This is a genomic window from Flavobacterium foetidum, assembly GCF_004634245.1.
In the GTDB taxonomy this organism is placed as follows: domain Bacteria; phylum Bacteroidota; class Bacteroidia; order Flavobacteriales; family Flavobacteriaceae; genus Flavobacterium; species Flavobacterium foetidum.
In genome coordinates, this window is the sequence record NZ_SJTF01000019.1 from 1 (window position 1) to 21,164 (window position 21,164).

Genomic DNA, 21,164 nt, shown 5'->3' on the forward strand with positions numbered 1-21,164 from the left:
TCTTTCACGTCTTTTATACGCATTAGACGCACTGCGGTGCGTATCTGCCGAAAAATTGGAATTACACCATTATATATATGTATAAAAAAAACAAACCCGACGGATTTTAAAAATCTGTAGGGTTTAGAAATTGAAAAAACATACCTATATATTATAGCATAAAACAAAAAACCGATAATTGTAAAAACTATCGGCCTTTGTATTATTATTATATGAATTTTTAATTATCTTTTTTCAATTCTGCAGCTCTTTGTTGCCATTTCTCTGAAAGGTCGTTGTAATTGATTTGTTTAGCAGGTTTTTGATTGATAAGTCTTCTCGATTCAAACGCACGAACAAGTATTGTTTCGATAAGATAATCTTCGTTTACCTGATAAGGATCATATTCTGTCTTTAAACTTATATCAAACAAATTTGCTGTTGTATTGGAAACAAATGCTTTGAAACCACTTTTTAAGGTTCTTATCAATTCGTATGTGGTTATTCCTGTTTGTCGATGTATTAGCTTAACCAAAATCTGACCTTGTTTACGAGAAAGTTTTTTTAATCTTTCTTCAAACTCATTATTTAGATAGTCTTCAACAATCTTAAAGTATTTTTTCTTTTCGCGGCTAGTTTTCAAGCGTGCCATTCCGTTGTTAAGAGCGGTTAGTCGCTCAGAGGCTAATTTTGCATACGGATAAACCTTATAAACACGATTCTGCAAAATCAAAAATTGCTTTTGAGCTTCGGGATCCAGCTTTTCCTTAGATATTATAATCTCTGGTAGCTGAATTGTATCATTTAAAATAGAATCTTGCTCTGTTAATATATATCCCATTTGTTGGTTCTCTTTAGGAGTAACTTGGGCTTTGGAAGAAAAGGAAACAAATAGTATAAATAAAATAAAGGTGGTTAGTCTCATCGAATCATAATTTAAATGTAAAATTATATATTTATATACAACTCTGATACCAAATTTATATTTTAGCTAAAAAAATAATTTTATGAGCACAAATTCTATCTTGAAAGATACCTCTATAGCTTTCCTCGAAGGCTACTTAAACAATGCTTCTCCTACTGGCTACGAAAGTGAAGGCCAAAAACTTTGGATGGATTATTTAAAACCATACGTTGATACTTTTATAACAGATACTTATGGAACAGCGGTTGGCGTAATCAATCCTGACGCTCCTTATAAAGTTGTTATTGAAGGGCATGCGGATGAAATTTCATGGTATGTAAATTATATTACTGAAGACGGTTTAATATATGTCATTAGAAATGGTGGTTCCGATCATCAAATCGCACCTTCTAAAAGAGTAAATATCCATACCAAAAAAGGAATCGTAAAAGGTGTGTTTGGATGGCCTGCAATTCATACCCGTTTACGCGACAAGGAAGAAATTCCTAAGTTGAGCAACATCTTCATTGATTTAGGATGTGAAAATAAAGAACAAGTCGAAGCATTGGGAGTTCATGTTGGATGTGTCATCACTTATCCAGATGAATTTATGATCCTAAACGAAAATAAATTCGTCTGCCGTGCGATTGACAATCGAATGGGCGGTTTTATGATTGCTGAAGTTGCTCGATTATTAAAAGAAAACAATGTAAAACTTCCTTTTGGTCTATATATCGTGAATTCTGTTCAAGAAGAAATTGGTCTTAGAGGAGCAGAAATGATTGCACATAGAATAAAACCAAACGTTGCCATTGTAACAGATGTTTGTCATGACACCACTACTCCAATGATTGATAAAAAAGTAGAAGGCGATCTTAAAATGGGGAAAGGGCCTGTTATTGGCTACTCTCCTGCTATTCAAAACAAACTCCGTGACTTGATTGCAGACACTGCAGAAGAAAAGAAAATTCCATTCCAGCGACACGCTACTTCTCGTGCAACAGGTACAGACACAGATGCTTTTGCTTACAGCAATGGTGGTGTTCCGTCTGCATTAATCTCGCTTCCTTTACGATATATGCATACAACTGTAGAAATGGTTCATAAAGATGATGTTGAAAATGTAATACAGCTTATTTATGAGACTTTATTGAAAATTGAAAATAACGAGACATTTTCTTATTTTGAATAAGATGAATTTTTAATGTAAATCCGGTTCATAGCCGGATTTACAAACAACAAATCAGCATGAAAATATTACTGCTTGAAGACGACTTTACTTTATCAAAAGAAATCTCAACATTCTTTACTTCAAAGGGGTTCGAGTGTTTACCTTATTATGACGGTTCTCTATTACTGAAAAAATATTTTCCGTATGAGTACGATTTAATTGTACTAGATATTAATGTACCGGGAGTAAACGGAATTGATGTTTGCAAAGGCATTCGTGAAGTCGATAAAAAGACTCCTATTATTATGCTTACTGCCTTTAGTGAAATCGAAGACAAATTATCTTCATTTGATAATGGGGCAGACGATTATCTGGTAAAACCTTTTCATTTTGACGAACTCATGGCTAGAGCGCAAGCTGTTCTTAGACGAAAAGATGTACCGCAGCAAGTTGAAAACAAAATAATCATTAAAGATCTTCAAATTTTTGAAGAAGAAATGAAAGTCTTTAGATCTGGAGAAGAAATTAAGCTTACTCCGAAAGAATTCAAACTCATTCTCATTCTCGCTCACGCCAAAGGAAAAGTTTTGTCAAAGCAGTTTATTGCCGAAAAACTTTGGGATTATCATATTGAAACCAATCAGAATACTATTGAAGTTTATATCAATTTTTTAAGAAAGAAAATTGACAAAGACCATGAAACTAAATTAATACGAACCAAAGTTGGTTATGGTTATTATCTAAGCGATCAGGAATGACATTAAAAAATAGAATATCACTTTTAGTCAGTTTGCTGTTTACAATCCTTTTTGGATTGGCTTCAACGGTGATATTCATTTTGTATTCGAACTATCGAAAAGAAGAATTTCGCGATCGATTAGAAATCAAGGCTTTATCCAACATAAAACTTTTGGTAAATGTTAAGCAGGTCGATAATCAGCTTTTAAAAATAATAGACCAGAACTCAATCAATAAATTATACGATGAAAAAACCTTAGTATTTGATTCCAACTTCAAATTGATTTACAGCAGCATTGACGATGCAAAAATTAATTGGTCGATTGATGACTTAAAGTATTTAAAAAAAAATAAAACCTTTTTTAAGCAGCAGGGAGATTATGAAGTTTACGGAGTTTTTTACGATACAAATGATAAAGATTTTTATGCTCTAATTTCTGCAACAGATGATTATGGCAAAAAGAAATTACTTTTCTTGCGATACACCTTGATTATATCTTATATTTTCTTTACCTGTTTGTGCTGGGTCATTACTTCTTTCACCATAAAAAAAGCGATGAATCCTCTAAATGCTTTTCATCAGAAAATAAAAAAAATTAATGAGAACAATCTAGATACTCGTATTGAATCTAAAAGCAGCAAGGATGAAATTGACTTAATTGCTCATGAGTTTAATTTTATGATGGATCGAATCGAGCTTTCGTATCAAAAACAAAAAGAGTTTACTGCACATGCTTCTCACGAATTAAGAACACCACTTTCGAGAATGACTTCTCAAATCGAAAATGCCATTGCTGATCCTGAAGCTAAACCTAAGAATAAGTCTTTCTTAAATGCCATATTGGCCGATGTTAATCATTTGAGCGAATTGATTAACTCTTTGTTGATTCTTTCTAAAATTGACAATCGAGAAGCCGAACATCATGAAACACAGAGAATAGACGAAATTCTGTTTTCTTCTATCGAAAAAATAAATAAATCTTTTCCAGACTTCGTTATTCTTTTTGAAATGGAAGAAAGCGATGATCTTGATACAGCATTAGAAATCAAAGGAAATAGAAATCTTTTGGAAATAGCTTTAGGAAATATCCTAAAAAATGCCTGTGTCTATTCAGATAACAAACAAGCAAAAGTTAAAATAAGTACTGATCATTATCATCTTATAGTATCTGTTTCAAATACAGGAGACACTTTAAGTGAAGAAGAACAAAAGAATCTTTTTCAACCCTTCATGCGTGGTAAAAATGCTCAGGGGACTTCAGGATTTGGACTTGGCTTAAGAATCGTACAAAGAATTCTAACCTTGCACAAAGCAAACATAAATTACTCAACACCAGCCACTAACACAAACTTATTTCAGTTATTTTTTAATTTATAAATAATTTTTAAGCTATTTTTAAGGTAGATTTTAAGGTCTCTTAAAGCCTGTTGATAGCATATTTGTATAATTAAAAATGGTACAATGAAAAAGTTATTCGCATTGCTGTTATTTGCACTTCTTAATCAAGCTGCAATAGCTCAAAAAACAGTCACACTTCAAGACTGTGAAAGTCAATTCTTAAAAAAGAATCTTTTTTTACTGGCATCTCAATATAACATTGACGCCTCAAAAGCACTAACCATTCAAGCTCGTATCTGGGATAATCCCACAATATCCGCAGAATTAAATGCTTACAATCCCGAACGCGATAAATACTTCGATATTGGAAAAAACGGTCAGAAAGTTTTTTCAATTGAGCAACTTATTTATTTAGGAGGTAAAAAACGAAATGAGGTTAAGCTGGCTCAAACAAATGCACAGCTCGCAGAACTTCAATTTAATGACTTGCTGCGAACCTTAAAATTTCAACTCCGTAAAAGTTTTTACACGGTGTATTATAATTCTAAAAACCTAGAAAACACCGATAAACAATTGGCTCATATTGAGAATTTAATTAATTCCTACTCTATTCAAGCTCAAAAAGGAAATATTCCTTTAAAAGATGTTGTTCGTTTGCAGTCTTTGTATCTTAATTTTAAAAACGAGCGATTAGAAGTTATAAACAACAACATAGAAGAGCAAGCAAACTTAAAACTGCTCTTAAATGAAACCGAAAATGTAGTACCTGTTGTAAGCAAAGATGATTCTAACAAATATTTAAAAGTCATCGATTTTGACCTTAAAAATTTTGAAGAACAAGCAATTGCAAATCGTCCAGATTATTTAGCAAAGCAAAAAGAGATTGATGCTAATGAGCTGAATGTAAAATGGCAGAAATCGCTTGCGATTCCAGATATTACGGTAGGAGCAAATTATGATCAACGAAGCGGTGCTTTTAATAATGAAGCCAATGTCAATGTTGCGATTCCGCTACCTCTATGGAATAAAAACAAAGGAAATATTAAGTATGCTCAAACCTTATTGGAACAGTCAAAAATTGAAAAACAGAATTTTGAACTCCAATTACAAACAGAAATCACATCGGCTTGGACAAAATGGGATGAATCTAGACAAAATTATGCTGTAATAAAACCGACCGTGAATTCAGATTTTGAAGCAGTATATAATGGTATGCTTACCAATTTTCAGAAGCGAAACGTAAGTCTTCTTGAATTTACCGACTTTATGGAAAGTTATAACCAAGCAATAATTCAATTAAACGAATTAAAGAAAAAAGTGGTAATAGCAGGTGAAGAACTAAACAGCACAATCAATAAAGATTTATTTTAAAAAATTAAAAGACATGAAATATACAGTATTCATAGGAATTGCAATTGCGAGTTTATCTCTGGCAAGCTGCAAAAAAGAAGTCGAAAATCCGCAGACAAATAGCTCATTTGTTTTAAGCAATGATATGCTAAAAACCACTACAACAGCTACAGCAGAAATGCAGCCCTTAAAAAACGAACTTAGTTTTTACGGAAAAATTACGGCCGACAATAACAAAATGATAGATGTTTACCCTCTAGTTGGGGGAAATGTTATGAAAGTAAACGTAGAACTTGGTGATTACGTTAAGAAAGGACAAGTACTCGCTACAATAAAAAGTACCGATGTTGCCGATTTCGAAAAACAATCTATCGATGCAAAAAGTGATTTACTGGTGGCCAAAAACAACTTAAAAGTAGCTCAAGAATTGTTTGATGGTAAATTAAATTCTGAAAGCGATGTTCTGCAGGCAAAATCTGAAGTCAATAAGGCACAGTCGCAATTAAGCAAAATTCAGGAAACGTATAAAATTTACAACATAAAAGCAGGATCTATTTACGAAGTAACTGCTCCAATAAGTGGATTTATCATTCAGAAAAGTATCAATCAGGACATGCTTTTGCGTAACGATCGTTCAGAAAATATATTCGATATTGCTGAAATCAGCGAAGTCTGGGCAATGGCTAACATTAACGAAATAGATATTAACAAAGTAAAACTAGGAACAGATGCATCTGTAAGTACTTTGAGTTATCCAGATAAAATATTTCATGGAAAAGTAGATAAAATCTACAATGTAATTGATCCTGAAACTAAAGCCATGCAAGCCAGAATCAAATTAAGCAATCCTGATTATATGCTAAAGCCAGATATGAACGCTAATATCAAATTGTCTTTTAATGAAAATCAGTCAATGATAGCCGTTCCAAGTAAAGCAATTGTATTTGATAAAAGTAAAAACTTTGTTGTGGTGTTTAAGGACCGTAATAATATCGAAACAAGACAAGTTGAAGTATATAGAGTTGTTGGAGATACTACTTATATCTCAAGCGGTTTAAAAGAAAACGAGAAAGTAATCACAAACAATCAGCTGTTTATTTATGGTGCTTTAAATAACTAAGACATGAACAAATTCATAAAAAATATTATTGCTTTTTCTTTAAAGAATAAAGCATTTACCTTCTTTTGGGTCGGATTATTGGCTGTTGCTGGATTTATTTCGTTCAAAAACATGCCTATTGACGCTTTCCCTGACGTTACCAACACGCAGATTATCATTATCACACAGTGGAATGGGAAAAGCGCTGAAGAAGTGGAGCGTTTTGTGACGTCGCCTATTGAAATTTCTATGAACTCTGTTCAGAAAAAAACCAGTGTTCGAAGCATTACGATGTTTGGATTATCAGTAATAAAAATCATTTTTGATGACGGCGTCGACGATACTTTTGCCCGTTTTCAGGTGAATAACTTACTGAAAAACGTTTCACTTCCAGATGATGTAGAACCAGATGTGCAGCCTCCTTACGGACCAACTGGAGAAATTTTTAGATATATCGTAAAAAGCAACAGTAGAGACAGTAGAGAATTATTGACTTACCAAAACTGGGTTATAGACAAACAACTCCGTGCGGTTCCTGGTGTTGCCGATTTGAACGTTTTTGGAGGGCAAACCAAAACATATGAAGTTGGCGTTGATCCAATAAAATTAGCCAAATATAATATTTCTCCACTTCAAGTCTACAATGCCGTTGATGCTGGAAACTTAAATGTTGGTGGAGATATTATTGAAAAGAACGGGCAAGCATTTGTTGTCCGAGGTGTCGGTCTTTTAAAATCTAAAACTGATATCGAAAATATTATTGTTGATGATGCCGGAGGTAATCCGATTCTAGTTAAAAACGTTGCCGATGTGTATGAAAGCGCAATGCCTAGAGTTGGGCAAACGGGTCTTGGCAACAACGATGATGCTGTTGAAGGAATTGTGGTAATGCGAAAAGGCGAAAATCCGCAGGAAACTTTAAAATTATTAAAAGAAAAAATCAAGGATCTTAACGATAATGTTCTGCCAAAGGACATTAAGATTGAAACATTCTACGATCGTGATAATTTGATGAATTTTACGACCGAAACGGTAATGCACAATTTGTTTGAAGGAATTATTCTGGTAACTTGTGTGGTATTCCTTTTTATGGCAGACTGGCGAACTACTTTTACGGTTTCTATTGTAATTCCGCTTTCTTTATTATTTGCTTTTTTATGTTTGAAAATGATGGGAATGAGCGCCAACTTACTAAGTTTGGGTGCTGTCGATTTCGGAATTATCATTGATGGTGCTGTTGTAATGGTCGAGGGACTCTTTGTAGTGCTGGATCACCGAGCGCATCAATTGGGAATGGAGAAATTCAATAAAATTGCAAAAGGAAGCTTGATTAAGAAAACAGGAACAGAAATGGGTAAAGCTATTTTCTTTTCTAAATTGATAATTATTACAGCTTTGCTTCCTATTTTCTCATTCCAAAAAGTAGAAGGAAAAATGTTCTCTCCTCTAGCCTTTACATTAGGCTTTGCATTATTAGGAGCTTTGATCTTTACTTTAACTTTGGTACCTGTTTTATCTCACATTTTGTTAAACAAAAATGTAAAAGAAAAAAACAATCCGTTTGTGAATTTTTGGGACAGAATTGTATCAAAGGGGTTCGCATGGACTTTTAAGCATAAAGTGCAAACATTAATTGCATCTATTGGATTATTAGTAGCTGTTTTCTTTTCAGCAGGTTTCTTGGGTACAGAGTTTTTGCCTCAATTAAATGAAGGAGCTCTTTGGGTTACGGCCGAATTACCTATGAGTACTTCTCTTCCTGAAAGTGTTAAAACGGCAGCAATGATCAGAAAAGACTTAGAAACTTTCCCTGAAGTTAAAAATGTCTTATCGCAGACAGGACGAAGCAACGACGGAACGGACCCGAATGGTTTTGGTTTTATCCAGCTTCAGGTTGATCTAAAACCACAAAAAGAATGGACACGCAAGATTTCTATGGACGAACTGATTAATGAAATGGATAATAAACTTAAAGTTCATCAAGGAATTACCTATAATTATTCGCAACCAGTAATTGATAACGTAGCAGAATCTGTAGCCGGATTTAAAGCATCAAATGCTGTTAAAATTTATGGAGATGATTTAGATAAATTAGACCAGCTTGCCAACCAAGTTTTGGCAAAAATCAGAAATATTCCTGGTATAAAAGATGTCGGAATTCTTAGAAATGTAGGCCAACCTGAAATAAGCGTAATCTTAGACCGTGAAAAAATGGCCGCCTATGGCGTAACTTTAAGTGATGCACAAGCCGTATTAGAATTGGCTTTTGGAGGAAAAACAGCAACTCATAAATATGAGGATGAAAAGAGATTTGATGTAAGGGTTCGTTATTCTAAAGAATACCGTAAAGACGAAAAAGATTTGGAAGAATTAAAAGTTCCGACAAGTACTGGCGTCAAAATTCCGTTAAAAGAAATTTGCGATCTTAAAAGTGTTACGGGTCCCGCATTTATTTACAGAGACAATACCAAACGTTTTATTGGAGTAAAATTCTCTGTGCGTGATCGAGATTTGGGAAGTACAATTGCCGAAGCGCAATCAAAAGTAAATGAACTAAAACTTCCTGCTGGTTATACAACGGGATGGACTGGCGAATTTGAAAATCAAGTTCGCGCGAGTGCCCGTCTGGCTCAGGTGGTGCCAATCAGCTTAATCGGAATTTTTGTTCTTTTATTTATTTTGTTCGGTAACTTTAAAGATTCTCTTCTTGTTTTGGCCAATGTACCGTTTGCAATTATTGGCGGAATTATCGCCTTACATCTTACAGGAATGAATTTTGGAATCTCTGCAGGAGTTGGATTTATTGCCCTTTTAGGAATCTGTATTCAGAATGGCGTAATCTTGATATCTGAATTCCATCATAATCTGAAGGCCAAATTTACCCTTCAAGAATCTATTTTTATGGGAGTAAAAGCTCGAACAAGAGCCGTAGTAATGACCGCATTAATGGCATCAATCGGATTATTGCCTGCTGCTATTTCGACAGGAATTGGTTCAGAATCTCAAAAACCTCTAGCCATTGTAATTATTGGAGGATTAATGACCGCAACTGTATTGACTTTGTTGGTTTTTCCAATTCTCTTTTGGATCTTCAACAGAAAGAAACATGAGCCAATTGAATAATATTTTTTTATTTTTTTAGTTTTTAAATCAATTGTTGGGTTTAAAAAGAAAAAGCATCATTAGAAATAATGGTGCTTTTTTGCTTTTCTATTTAAGAATTTCGAAATTGAAATAAATAAAAAAACGGTCTTTTGCTCAAGAAGACCGTTCACTAACTCAAAACTTTTTTAAATCTTATTTAAGATCTTTTAAATAAGCTACTGCTTCAGCAGCATTAGATAATTGTGCATACTTTAAAGCTGTAAAGCCTTTTTCGTTTTTGTCTGAAGGACGTGCACCATTCTCAATTAAAACTTTAATGATATCAACTTTGTTGTAACGCGCCGCAATCATTAATGGAGTCATGTCTTCTGACTGCTCGTTAACATCTGCACCATACGCGATGAATTTTTTCACAACCTCAATATCCCCTTTGCTTACTGCAACATGTAATGGAGAAGAGAAGAAATTGGTAATCTCTGTTTGAGGTTTAACAGCTGATGACTTTTGATTAGAAGCCATTGAAACATTTGTAAAAGCTACTAAAGCTAATCCTAAAATAATAACTGAATTTTTCATAATGATTGTTGTTAAATGATTGATGATGATTTTAATTTTTTGTAAAGGTAAATATTTTTTACCTATTATGTATTACACAGTACCTTGTTTTAACTAATTCTTAACATTTACTTAATAAAAACATAATTTATGGTATTCAACATTACCATTTTCATGATTTTACTCTAATAGACGGAGAAAAACACAAAACGTTACAGTTACATCAAAAAAAAAATAAAATTTTATTTTACATTGTGAGGATTTTGTATTCAGGAATGAATAATTAATCCCTTAATTTCAAAGGATTATGCGCTTAAATTGAAATAATCGAAGAGGAAATAATATTTCAAAAAAAAATGCAATTCAGAAGATAAGATGCTGTTGGATTTTGGAACATAAAAAACAAACGCGCCTTTAAATCTTCTGAATTATGCCTTTTCCATTAATCACGTTTCTTTCGATTATTCTCTTTTTTTTGTTTCAGGATTTCGATTGCTTCGTTTGATTTTGCAAACTCAGCATAATGCAAGGCTGTCAGACCATGTGAATTTTGTACTGATAAATCGGCACCATTGGCAAGTAGAATTTGCATAATATCACAATGATTAAAGCGAGCTGCTAGCATTAAGGGTGTCATATTATTGACCATTTTATTGACCATTTTATCAATATTAGATTCGTACATTATAAATTTCCTAACAGCATCAATGTCGCCTTTGCTTATGGCGAGATGCAGGGCAGATTTTTGATAATTTGAAAATTCAACTTGATTGTTTGCCTTTAAATCTAAGTTTGACGCAATCGATGCACCACCTAGTAGAAGCAGAACTCCTAAAATAACTACAGTTTTTTTCATGATGATTGTTTGTTAAATGATTGATGATAATGATGATTTCTATTTAGACGACCTCAAACTGGATTTGGTTGCATCAATCACGAAAAAAATTAAAAAGCGCAATTCAGATTTACCCGAATTGCGCTTTATTACAAGTGTTTAGAACAAATTATATCTTAAACTTTTTACTGTAAATATTATTTTTTAAATCTTTTTCAAATATCGTATAGGGATTATTGTAGAACTCAATAAAATCCTTTTCACTTATTTGTCCCGGAAAAGGAGCGTAATAATGGGTTGCGCTTGTACTGTCATTGCGCCACACTAAAACGTAAGCCAGTTCAAGTTTTTCTGACTGAAGCGTTTTAAGCAAAACTTTTGTCCACCATTTCGGATTGGGAATTGATTCTAATCCTGTTTCCGTAAATGCTGCTAGTTTGTTCTTTTGTATCGCTAAGTCAGAGAAGATTTTTAGTTTTCTTACGCCAGCTTCTAAATCATATTTGCCGTCTCTTCCAAAATCTCCGTAATCGTCCATTCCCAACATATCAACATAATCATCTCCAGGATAACGTTCTAAATATTCTTCTGCGCTGGTAAATTGATTATCGGGAGAAAATGCATAAATAAAATTATGAACGCCCAAGGTGTTTTTTAAATAGGAAACCGTAAACTGCCACACCGCAATAAAGTCTTCTCTCGAAGCGTGAGGTTTTCCCCACCAAAACCAACCTCCATCAAATTCATGAAAAGGTCTGAAAATCATCGGCGAAAGAGTTCCGTTTTTTGCTTTCACAGAATGGGCAAAATCGGCAATTGTCTTCAAAATTTCTTTGTACTGCTCATGATGAGAACCACCCGGTTTGATAAGTGCGATTGAAGCTGTAGAAATCCCATCTTTCCAATAAAAACCTCCATCAGAAGCGGGATTGTTTAAATGCCAAGAAACAGTAGTAATTCCTCCTCTTTCATATGTATCGATTACATTTTTCCTTAGTCTCTCTTTTGCTTTTTGAATTTGCTCAATGGAGCCACCAGAAAAATCGCTGAAATCAATACCAATCACAGCAGGATGAGAACCCGTTACCGATTTTACATCAGAACGGTTAGGTTCATTACTCCATCCATGCCCATATTCTAACGCGTGCTGATGCCCAAATAAAATGTGCTTTTTTGAAATTTTCTTTAAGTTTTGATAGAGATTTCTGGTTTCTTTTGTCGCATTTTGATCGAGCTGCGCAAAAAGAAAATGCCCTGCTGTAAAACATACAAAGAGCAGGGCATTTTTTTTAGTTCTGAGTTTCATGGTCTAAATAGTTAGTTTAAACCTCAAAACTACTATTTAGAAGATAAGTAATCTAATACGTTTTTTTCAATACGTTGATCAATATTGTCAATCAGGGCTTTTACAAATTTTTCACCTAAAATATTCTCGTACAATTCGATATATCTTTCAGAAACAGATTCAATATATTCGTCTGTCATATTCGGAATTTCTTGTCCTTCTTGTCCTTGAAAACCATTTTCAATCAACCAACGGCGAACAAATTCTTTAGATAATTGTTTCTGCTCCTCTCCTTTTGCTTGTCTTTCTTCATAACCGTCAGCATAAAAATATCGAGAAGAATCAGGAGTGTGAATTTCATCGATCAGAACAATAACGCCATCCTTTGTTTTTCCGAATTCGTATTTTGTATCTACTAAAATCAATCCTCGTTTTGCAGCAATTTCAGTTCCTCTTTGGAATAAAGCACGGGTGTATTTTTCTAAAACTAAATAATCTTCTTCAGAAACAATTCCTTTACCTAGAATATCTTCACGAGAAATATCTTCGTCATGCGATCCATTATCAGCTTTTGTTGTCGGTGTGATAATTGGTTCCGGAAATTTATCATTTTCTTTCAGTCCCTCTGCCATTGTAACGCCACAGATTTGTTTTCTGCCCGCCGCATATTCACGCGCTGCGTGACCAGAAAGATACCCACGAATTACCATTTCAACTTTAAAAGGGTCACATAAATGTCCAACAGCAACGTTTGGATCAGGAGTCGCAATAAGCCAGTTTGGAACAATGTCTTCAGTTAATTCCATAAATTTTGTAGCAATCTGATTCAAAATCTGTCCTTTGTACGGAATTCCTTTTGGCAAAACTACATCAAAAGCAGAAAGTCTGTCGGTTGCTACCATTACCAATAAATCGTCATTGATGTTGTAAACTTCTCTAACTTTTCCGCGGTAAACCGATTTCTGATTTGGGAAATTAAAATTTGTAGTTGTAATTGTATTGCTCATTTTGTGTTGTGTTGTTTTTTAATGAATGCAAATTTAAAACTATTTATAGTTTTAAATCGTCAGTGTTCAGATTTTTTTTTAGCATTCAGTTTTTGCTGATATCGTTTTTGTAAAAGTTGCAACATAATTTAAAACACTATAATGCACATTATTTAGACATAAAAATAGTTTCGACAACTAATGAATTTGTCCACATAGAAACTAAATACTGATACTGACTACTAAAAAACTGAACACTGTATAGTTATTTCAAAAGCGTTGAATTGAATAAATCCAAAATTCTGCTGTATTCATCAATCCACGAATAGGTTTCTTTAAAACCATGCGATTCTACTGGAAAAGATGCCAAACTCCAATTTTTCTTTTCTAATTCGATGAAACGCTGAGACAAACGTACGATATCTTTGTATTCTACATTGTCGTCAACCATTCCGTGAAGCATCAATAAATTTCCTTTTAAATTCTCGGCATAATAAATTGGCGAACTTTTCTTGTAAGCTTCTGGATCTGTCTCTGGGAAATTCAAAATATTCCCGGTATAGCCGTGATTGTAGTGCGCCCAATCGGTTACAGAACGCAAAGCAGCACCCGATTTAAATTCGCCCGGAGTTGTCAACATTCCCATTAGAGTGATAAATCCGCCGTACGAACCACCATAGATTCCCACTCGGTTAGCATCAATACCAGATTTTTCAACCAAGTACTTTTTTCCGTCTAAATGGTCAGAAAGATCTTTCCCACCCATGAAACGATAAATTCCCGTTCTGAAATCTCTTCCGTAGCCATCACTACCTCTATAATCAATATCCAGAACTGTATAACCCAAATCGGTCAACAAGTTATGAAACATATATTCTCTATGATAATTGCTCCAAAAATTATGTGCATTTTGCAGGTAACCAGCACCGTGAACAAAAATAACACCCGCTTTGTTTGCGTTTTCAGTTTTTGGGGTATATAGTCTTGCGTTTACAGGAGTTCCGTCTTGTGCTTTAAAAGTAATAACTTCTGGCGTTCTCCATTGGTATTTCTTGAAAGCTTCTGTAGTAGAAGAAGAGATCTGCTGTAAACTTGCGTTTTTCTTGTTATCAGCAATATAAAAATCCCATGGAATATTTTTATAAGAATAACGTACTAAAAGTGTTTTTTCGTCTGGCGAAAGCACCACTTCATGCGCTCCGTCTTTGGTTAGAATTGGCTGTAAAATTCCGTCTGCCGGAGAAAGTTTATAAAATTCTCTATTTCCTGGATGTGTCGTATTTGTAGACAAATAGAAAACTTTTTTGTCTTTGGATAAAGTTACATCACGAACTTCCCATTTCCCGCTTGTAAGCTGTGCTTTCTTTTTGGTTCTAAAATTATAAGTATACAAATGAGAATAACCTGTAGCCTCAGATTGGAAATAAACGGTTTCATTATCTCCTAAAAATTCGATATTTCCCGAAGAAAATGAATACGATGGAATACCAGGGCCAGCAATCCAAGCATCATCGTGTTGGTGATCTATTTCTTCAAAAGTTCCTTTTTCAAGATTTAAACTCACAATCCATCTGTCTTTATTGTCCTGACTTCTGATAGAAACTACTGCAAGCGAACCACTTTGGTTATAAATTGGAGCCTGTGCAATAATTAATTTGTCTTCTTTTGGTTTGTTTTTTAGATTATCATACAGCTTAAAATATTCTGGTGCCTCTTGAATATGGCTCAAAGTAGAAAAATTCACAAAATAAACCGAATCTTTTGCAACAGAATAAATCGCATAACGTGTTTTCACAAAATTATTTATCGAAACTTTGTCTTTTGTCTCTGGGTTTTGGTTATAACCATCACTGGTAATAAAAACTTCCATTTTCTCTTTCTTCGTTTCTGGAGTTTCCATCAAAGAAAACGTAACATAATTACCATTCGGATTTACGCGAAGGCTTCTTAAATCATCTTTGCCATACATATATTCTTTGGCAAAATCAGATTTCGCCAATTTATTTTTGGCGTCAAACCATTTTTTGCGGGCATCTTTATCTTTAATGAATTGAAACAATTCTTTTTGCTGCGTATTCAAGAAAGTTTCTTTTTCTGGTTTGTTTTCTTTTTTTACACCTTTGCTTAGATTCGTTATTTGCAAAAGAGTTCCGTCTTTAGTATTGTATTTAAAAATATTTTGGTTCTGCTCAAAAAACAAAACATCAGGCTGAGATCCCAATTCCAGATTAGAAATTGATGCACTCTGCTGAATCAGTTTTTTTGTTGTTTTATTGCTGATAGAATACGAATACAAAGCGCCCTTTTCGACATAGTACACAATGTCAGCATTAGGTCTTTTTTTAAAATCAAGTTTAGAAAAAGCAGCTTCTTTTGGGTCTGTCAAAACGGGTTTTGCTTGTCCTTTCTGCCATGAATAGGTGCTTGCGCCGAAATCATCAGTTGGATTCCATTCAAAATAAACTTTTTTACCATCTAAAGACCACCGTCCAAAAGTAGGCTGATTCCCAACAAAAGAATCGCCTTTCATTATTTCTTCTAATTTCAAATTCTGACTAATGCCTATGGTCGAAAATCCTAAAAAGGCGAGGATAAAAATGTTTTTTGTCATGAGTGTATTTTTTTGAGAAAACAAAAATACGCTTTGCAGATTATTAAAAAAATGTTTTTGCTATTTCCTTGCGAAATTCTTTGAATAATATTCATTAAACAAAAAAAATCCCTGAAGAAAAGCTTCAAGGATTGTATTTTCTGCTAAAAATTTAAAATTCACATTAACTTGCCGCAAACTCCTTATCTAGAATTTTAGCGGCTATAAATCGAGCCACACCATCTTCTTCATTTGTTTTAATCACTTCTAAATCTGGCAATGTTTCTTTCAACATTGTTGGAGCATTTCCCATAATCAAACCTTTTCCTGATGCAGACAACATCTGGACATCATTAAAACCATCTCCAAACGAAACCGCTTCGGCTAATGTAAAACCTTCTCTTTCCAGAACCTGTTCGATTGCCATTGCCTTATCTATCGATTTATCCATAAATTCTAGACAAGTCGGCAGACTAAAAGCATGATGTAGATGTTCTGAAGAGTTTTCTAAAATAGCATCTTTTAACTTGACAAGTTTTTCATGATCCTGGCAAGAAAAGAAAATTTTGATAGCTCCGAAATCTTCAAGTTTTTTGTAATCTACCAATTCTGGACGGTATTTTAATTCTGCCTGAAAAGAATTCAGTCTTTCGTTCCATTTGTTGGTTTGCCAAACCTCTTCTTTAAATAAAACTACTGTAATTTCTGGGTCGATTTCGACATTTAATGCCGCTTTCACTACATCGCTATTTAGATTAAAGGCAAAAAGTTGCTCTTTTTCTGGCGAATGGATTCTGGCTCCGTTAGAACTCACCAAGTAAACCGGAACCTCGAGAGTTTCGATAATAGCCATTGCGTCAAGGTGATGACGCCCTGTAGCTACAACAATTAAATAGCCCTGATTGTGAAGTTCCTGAAAAATTGATTTGGTATAATCTGAAATTCTGTGTTGAGGGTTGAGTAAAGTTCCGTCAAGGTCACTTACTACAACTTTTATATTTTTAAGTTTTGTCATATTAATAATCAATCATTTGTGATTTAGGCAAATTTACGTCTTTATGGTTGGTTAGGCAAAGATTACAAGCTCTGAAAGCCGAAATTGAGGTAAGTTTATTATTTATTTAACTATTAATTAAATCTTTTAAGTCTCAACACAAATATTGATCAGTAAAGCCTCGATCATGTCCACTTGCTCTTGTAAGCTTTAAAGCATCCTTAAAAACTAATTGAAGACCATGTTGTTCTTCCCAATCACATTCACAAGAAACACATAATAAAAATCTCCATTTTCATTCCAATAAATAATTATTTCGGACGGACAAACAAAATCCAACTCTCTTGAATAGATTCAATATCGAGTTCACTAGTATTGGTTTAGATAGAAATCATCTAGTTGTTTCATTATTTAATATCTTTTTCTTATTTTTTCGGTACGGGCATAAGTATTTTTTAATGTGTCATAGCCTGGACAATTAGATCTAGCAGTAAATTTATAAATCAAAGAATCTCTTTTTATATAAAATCTTTCTTTGGAAAAAATTAAAAAATCAGCATTTAGGCTAGGATTGCAATTTGAAATCGTCAATGTATCTTTTTTTCTGTTTTCTCCAAATTTCAAACAATGTATATACGGAAACATTCTATAACAAGTATCACTGCTAGTACTGTTTAATTCGATAGAATCGCCTACGAGCTTCCATTTTCCTTTAGATAATACCCTCCAATCACACCCAGCTCCTTTATAAGAAAATGTGCTATCTTTATTTATTTTTAATACATGTCTGCCTGGGACAATGTATTCTGTATCGTACCAAGTACCAACAAATTTATTTACTGGAGTTTCTGTTTTTTTACAAGAAATAAAACCAACTAAAACTAAAAAAATCAGATTTCTTATCTTCATTCAATTTTATTTTAAATATCTCAAAAAAATATTCGTTCTGCACTTTCTATCGAAAACGTACAAAACGAATATTATTTGTTTTTAGCCAAATATTAAAAATTTAAATAATTTATAAAATCTGTGAAAATCCTTTAATCTGTGTCAAATTCACAAAATTAATCGTGATTCTCAATTTGTTTATAAGCATCGATTACCTTTTTAACCAATCGGTGGCGAACAATATCTTTATCATCCAGATAAATGATTCCGATTCCTTCAATATCTTTCAGTACCAAAAGTGCTTCTTTAAGACCTGAAATGGTTCTGCGTGGCAAATCGACTTGTCCTGGATCACCAGTAATCATGAATTTGGCGTTCTTTCCCATACGAGTCAGGAACATTTTCATCTGCGAATGGGTAGTGTTCTGCGCCTCGTCTAGAATTACAAAAGCATTATCTAAGGTTCGTCCGCGCATAAAAGCCAAAGGCGCAATCTGAATAATTCCTTTCAGAATATAATCTTCCAGTTTTTCGTTCGGAAGCATGTCCCGCAAAGCATCATAAAGTGGTTGCATATACGGATCGAGTTTTTCTTTCATATCTCCTGGAAGAAATCCGAGGTTTTCGCCAGCTTCAACTGCGGGGCGCGTCAATATGATTCTTTTTACTTCTTTATCCTTCAGCATTTTTACCGCCATCGCCACACCTGTATAAGTTTTTCCTGTACCAGCAGGACCTACAGCAAAGACCATATCATTCTTTTTGATTGTGTCAACCAATAATTGCTGGTTGGGCGTCATGGCTTTTATGATTTTCCCTCCAACACCGTGAACTAGGATTTTGTCGTGATCATAAGCTCTTTTTTCCTCTTGGCCATCACTCATGATCACTCGTTCAATCACATTATCATCAATATTGTTGTATCGGGTAAAGTGGAGCATTAATCTTTGAAATCTTTTTTCGAATTCGTCTAAAACTTCTTTTTCGCCAAATGCTTTTAAAGTTGTCCCTCGCGCTACGATTTTAAGCTTTGGGTAATACTTTTTAATTATTTCAAGATGGCTGTCCTGTGCGCCCCAAAACTCTTTTGGAGCAATATCTACTAGCTCGATTATTCTTTCGTTCAAATGAAGTAATTTTAAATTAAATAATTCAGTTATTATTTTAGAAGTTGTCGGGTTCTTTTTTAGCAGCCTTCTCAGCGGCCGTTTTCAAAAAACAAAAACCGAGGCTTAGGCTGAGACTTCTCTAACAGCAAGTTAGTTCTAAAAAAAACAAATTGTCGTTTCTTTCTTTCAATTTGTCTTTACTATTACTAGCTTTGCATTTCTCAAATTTAATGAAAATTAGATTTAAATACTATCAATAGTTATAAACAAAATGATGTCAATAATTACCCTTACTACAGACTACGGCTTAAAAGATCACTTTGTGGGGTCGTTGAAGGGTAAACTGCTTTCTGAAAATCCAGAGGTCCAAATTATTGACATTTCTCATGACATTGATCCATTTAACACCGCCGAGGCAAGCTACATAATTGGAGCCTCCTATTTGAGCTTCCCAAAAGGTACAGTACATTTGATTGGAGTCGATATCGAACGAAATAAAGAGAACCAGCACATTGCCATGCAATGGAACGATCATTATTTTATCTGCGCAGACAACGGAATTTTGAGTATGCTGACACAGAAAATCGTGCCGCAGAAAATTGTTGCCATCAATATTCATGATCGTTTTCCAATCGAGGCTACTGACTTGGATATTTTTATTCAGGTTGCTACACATCTTTCAAAAGGTGGTTTGCTTAATGTCATCGGCAAGGAAATCACCTCGATTAAGGAAGCTACAGAGTTGCAGGCTGTAGTTGCAAATGACGGAAATTCTATTAAAGGTTATGTCATTTATATCGATCATTTCGGAAACGTAGTTACGAATATTTCCAAAAAACAATTTATGGAGGTTTCGCTCGGACGCCCGTATGAAATTGTGATGAAGCCAAAAAGCATCAAAACGATACTACCGAGTTATTCTGCAATTGCTACTTCAGACAAATATCCGATAAAAACCTACGAAGGGGAAAAACTGGCCATTTTTAACGAAGCCGGCTTTTTGGAAATTGCTATTTTCAGAAGCAACCCTTCAAAAGTAGGTTCTGCCAATAGCTTGCTGGGATTGAATTATCGTGATGTTATTACGATTAAGTTTTCTTAAATTAATTTTAGAGTTCAGACTTTAGATTTAGATTTTTTTTCCGCATATTTTACTGATTAAGCAAATTATTGTATGCATCTTTAACATAGCGCATGATTGAAACCACGGGCTATGTGTGAAAATATTATAAAAACAGAATTTAAAAATCGGCATTTATAATATTTCAATTTTTATTTAAAACAACGATCAAATTTGGTATTTTTGCGCCGCTGTAAGACTTTAGAGATTCTAAAAGATCTAAAATCAACAGTCTAAAATTTAAAACAATAAGATGCTTGTCCGAATAGTAAAAATGAGTTTTCATGAAGAAAAAATCCCTGATTTTCTGGAGAATTTTGAATCGGTGAAAGATAAAATACGAAATGCTGCAGGAAACCGTTTTTTAGAATTGTATCAGGATAAAAATGACAAATGCATCTTTTTTACTTACAGTTATTGGGAAAGCGAAGCTGATTTAGAAAATTACAGAAATTCTGAGCTTTTTAATACCGTATGGAATTTTACAAAAAAGCTATTCAATGCAAAACCGGAAGCGTGGAGTGTGGATAAACTGGTGAGCTTAAATTAAACCGATTTAACCGCAAAGAACGCAATTTTTTTTTGGAGAAGCTTTTATAAAAACGCTAAGTTCGCAAAGCTTTGAGAAAAAACTTTGCGAACATTGCGTAAAACTTTGCGTTCTTTGCGGTTAGAAAAACTTGAGACAAAATAGAATAATTTATGAAGTATTTTTTCTTAACACTTTTGTTAGCTACTCTTAGTAGTTGTGCACAAAATAAACGTTTAATTTTAGGAAAGGAATATGCAAAAGAAGAATTAAAAAATGCTCTATCTAAAAAACCACAGCATAATGTTGTCAATAATAAAGAAATAATTATAAAAGATAGTATTACTGCTACCAAAATCGCAGAACCAATTTTATATAATATTTACGGAAAAGAAAATATAGAAAAACAAAGACCGTATGAAATTTATCTCTTAGAAAATTATTGGGTTATTTCTGGAACTTTGCCTGAAAATTATTTAGGTGGAACATTTCTAATAATTATTGATGCTAGAAATTCACAAATCATAAAAATCACACACGGGAAATAATTATTTAAGTCATTTCAAGAACATGAAACTTGAAACTTAA

General features: G+C 33.7%; 18 protein-coding genes and 1 pseudogene. 9 read left to right on the forward strand and 10 right to left on the reverse strand.

The features are described 5' to 3' along the window. Nucleotides 1-220 precede the first annotated feature (220 nt). Complete coding sequence (locus E0W73_RS19640; RefSeq protein ID WP_135223744.1) at nt 221-904, reverse strand: DUF4294 domain-containing protein; 684 nt, start codon at nt 902-904, stop codon at nt 221-223. An 82-nt stretch (nt 905-986) separates the two neighbouring features. On the opposite strand from E0W73_RS19640, the gene E0W73_RS19645 reads away from it, so the two are divergent. The 6 genes from E0W73_RS19645 to E0W73_RS19670 all read left to right on the forward strand — a co-directional run bounded on the left by E0W73_RS19645 (nt 987) and on the right by E0W73_RS19670 (nt 9,703). After that, nucleotides 987-2,075 carry a M42 family metallopeptidase gene (locus E0W73_RS19645; protein WP_135223745.1) on the forward strand — a complete coding sequence of 363 codons (1,089 nt, stop codon included), beginning with the start codon at nt 987-989 and terminating at the stop codon, nt 2,073-2,075. A gap of 56 nt (nt 2,076-2,131) precedes the next feature. Next, the gene (locus E0W73_RS19650) at nt 2,132-2,812 is read left to right on the forward strand and encodes a response regulator transcription factor (protein WP_135223746.1); all 681 of its coding nucleotides are present in this window, start codon (nt 2,132-2,134) and stop codon (nt 2,810-2,812) included. Then, on the forward strand, nt 2,809-4,170 hold the full coding sequence (locus E0W73_RS19655; RefSeq protein WP_135223747.1) for a HAMP domain-containing sensor histidine kinase: 1,362 nt from the start codon (nt 2,809-2,811) through the stop codon (nt 4,168-4,170). The genes E0W73_RS19650 and E0W73_RS19655 overlap by 4 nt, the downstream gene beginning before the upstream one ends. 84 nt (nt 4,171-4,254) lie before the next feature. After that, nucleotides 4,255-5,502: a TolC family protein gene (locus E0W73_RS19660; RefSeq protein ID WP_135223748.1), complete on the forward strand. Its 1,248-nt coding sequence runs from the start codon at nt 4,255-4,257 to the stop codon at nt 5,500-5,502. A 13-nt stretch (nt 5,503-5,515) separates the two neighbouring features. Next, nucleotides 5,516-6,601, forward strand: coding sequence for an efflux RND transporter periplasmic adaptor subunit (locus E0W73_RS19665; RefSeq protein WP_135223749.1), 1,086 nt, complete (start codon nt 5,516-5,518; stop codon nt 6,599-6,601). Between the two features lie 3 nt (nt 6,602-6,604). Further along, the gene (locus E0W73_RS19670) at nt 6,605-9,703 is read left to right on the forward strand and encodes an efflux RND transporter permease subunit (RefSeq protein ID WP_135223750.1); all 3,099 of its coding nucleotides are present in this window, start codon (nt 6,605-6,607) and stop codon (nt 9,701-9,703) included. A 174-nt stretch (nt 9,704-9,877) separates the two neighbouring features. On the opposite strand, the gene E0W73_RS19675 is transcribed toward E0W73_RS19670, so the two are convergent. The 9 genes and pseudogenes from E0W73_RS19675 to E0W73_RS19710 all read right to left on the reverse strand — a co-directional run bounded on the left by E0W73_RS19675 (nt 9,878) and on the right by E0W73_RS19710 (nt 18,945). Further along, nucleotides 9,878-10,261 (reverse strand): ankyrin repeat domain-containing protein, encoded by a 384-nt coding sequence (locus E0W73_RS19675; protein WP_135223751.1) that lies wholly within the window; start codon nt 10,259-10,261, stop codon nt 9,878-9,880. A 421-nt stretch (nt 10,262-10,682) separates the two neighbouring features. Beyond that, nucleotides 10,683-11,096 carry an ankyrin repeat domain-containing protein gene (locus tag E0W73_RS19680; RefSeq protein WP_135223752.1) on the reverse strand — a complete coding sequence of 138 codons (414 nt, stop codon included), beginning with the start codon at nt 11,094-11,096 and terminating at the stop codon, nt 10,683-10,685. 148 nt (nt 11,097-11,244) lie between these two features. Continuing rightward, entirely contained in the window at nt 11,245-12,381 is a 1,137-nt protein-coding gene (locus tag E0W73_RS19685) for a glycoside hydrolase family 26 protein (RefSeq protein WP_135223753.1), read from the reverse strand. A gap of 32 nt (nt 12,382-12,413) precedes the next feature. After that, complete coding sequence (locus E0W73_RS19690) at nt 12,414-13,367, reverse strand: phosphoribosylaminoimidazolesuccinocarboxamide synthase (RefSeq protein WP_135223754.1); 954 nt, start codon at nt 13,365-13,367, stop codon at nt 12,414-12,416. Nucleotides 13,368-13,611: 244 nt separating this feature from the next. Further along, entirely contained in the window at nt 13,612-15,957 is a 2,346-nt protein-coding gene (locus E0W73_RS19695) for a S9 family peptidase (RefSeq protein WP_135223755.1), read from the reverse strand. Between the two features lie 163 nt (nt 15,958-16,120). Beyond that, nucleotides 16,121-16,951, reverse strand: coding sequence for a Cof-type HAD-IIB family hydrolase (locus E0W73_RS19700; RefSeq protein WP_135223756.1), 831 nt, complete (start codon nt 16,949-16,951; stop codon nt 16,121-16,123). Nucleotides 16,952-17,084: 133 nt separating this feature from the next. Next, nucleotides 17,085-17,195, reverse strand: a pseudogene (locus E0W73_RS21745) (DUF6985 domain-containing protein); the annotation flags it as partial. A 146-nt stretch (nt 17,196-17,341) separates the two neighbouring features. Further along, nucleotides 17,342-17,839, reverse strand: a complete 498-nt coding sequence (locus E0W73_RS19705; RefSeq protein WP_135223757.1) for a hypothetical protein — start codon at nt 17,837-17,839, stop codon at nt 17,342-17,344. Between the two features lie 155 nt (nt 17,840-17,994). Next, nucleotides 17,995-18,945 carry a PhoH family protein gene (locus E0W73_RS19710; protein ID WP_135223758.1) on the reverse strand — a complete coding sequence of 317 codons (951 nt, stop codon included), beginning with the start codon at nt 18,943-18,945 and terminating at the stop codon, nt 17,995-17,997. Nucleotides 18,946-19,201: 256 nt separating this feature from the next. Here E0W73_RS19710 and E0W73_RS19715 point away from each other — a divergent pair, with 256 nt between their 5' ends. The 3 genes from E0W73_RS19715 (at nt 19,202) to E0W73_RS19725 (ending at nt 21,124) form a co-directional block, all read left to right on the forward strand. Next, nucleotides 19,202-20,029: an SAM hydrolase/SAM-dependent halogenase family protein gene (locus tag E0W73_RS19715; RefSeq protein ID WP_135223805.1), complete on the forward strand. Its 828-nt coding sequence runs from the start codon at nt 19,202-19,204 to the stop codon at nt 20,027-20,029. A gap of 271 nt (nt 20,030-20,300) precedes the next feature. Next, entirely contained in the window at nt 20,301-20,597 is a 297-nt protein-coding gene (locus E0W73_RS19720) for a putative quinol monooxygenase (protein ID WP_135223759.1), read from the forward strand. A 152-nt stretch (nt 20,598-20,749) separates the two neighbouring features. Then, nucleotides 20,750-21,124, forward strand: a complete 375-nt coding sequence (locus E0W73_RS19725; protein ID WP_135223760.1) for a YbbC/YhhH family protein — start codon at nt 20,750-20,752, stop codon at nt 21,122-21,124. Nucleotides 21,125-21,164 lie beyond the last annotated feature (40 nt).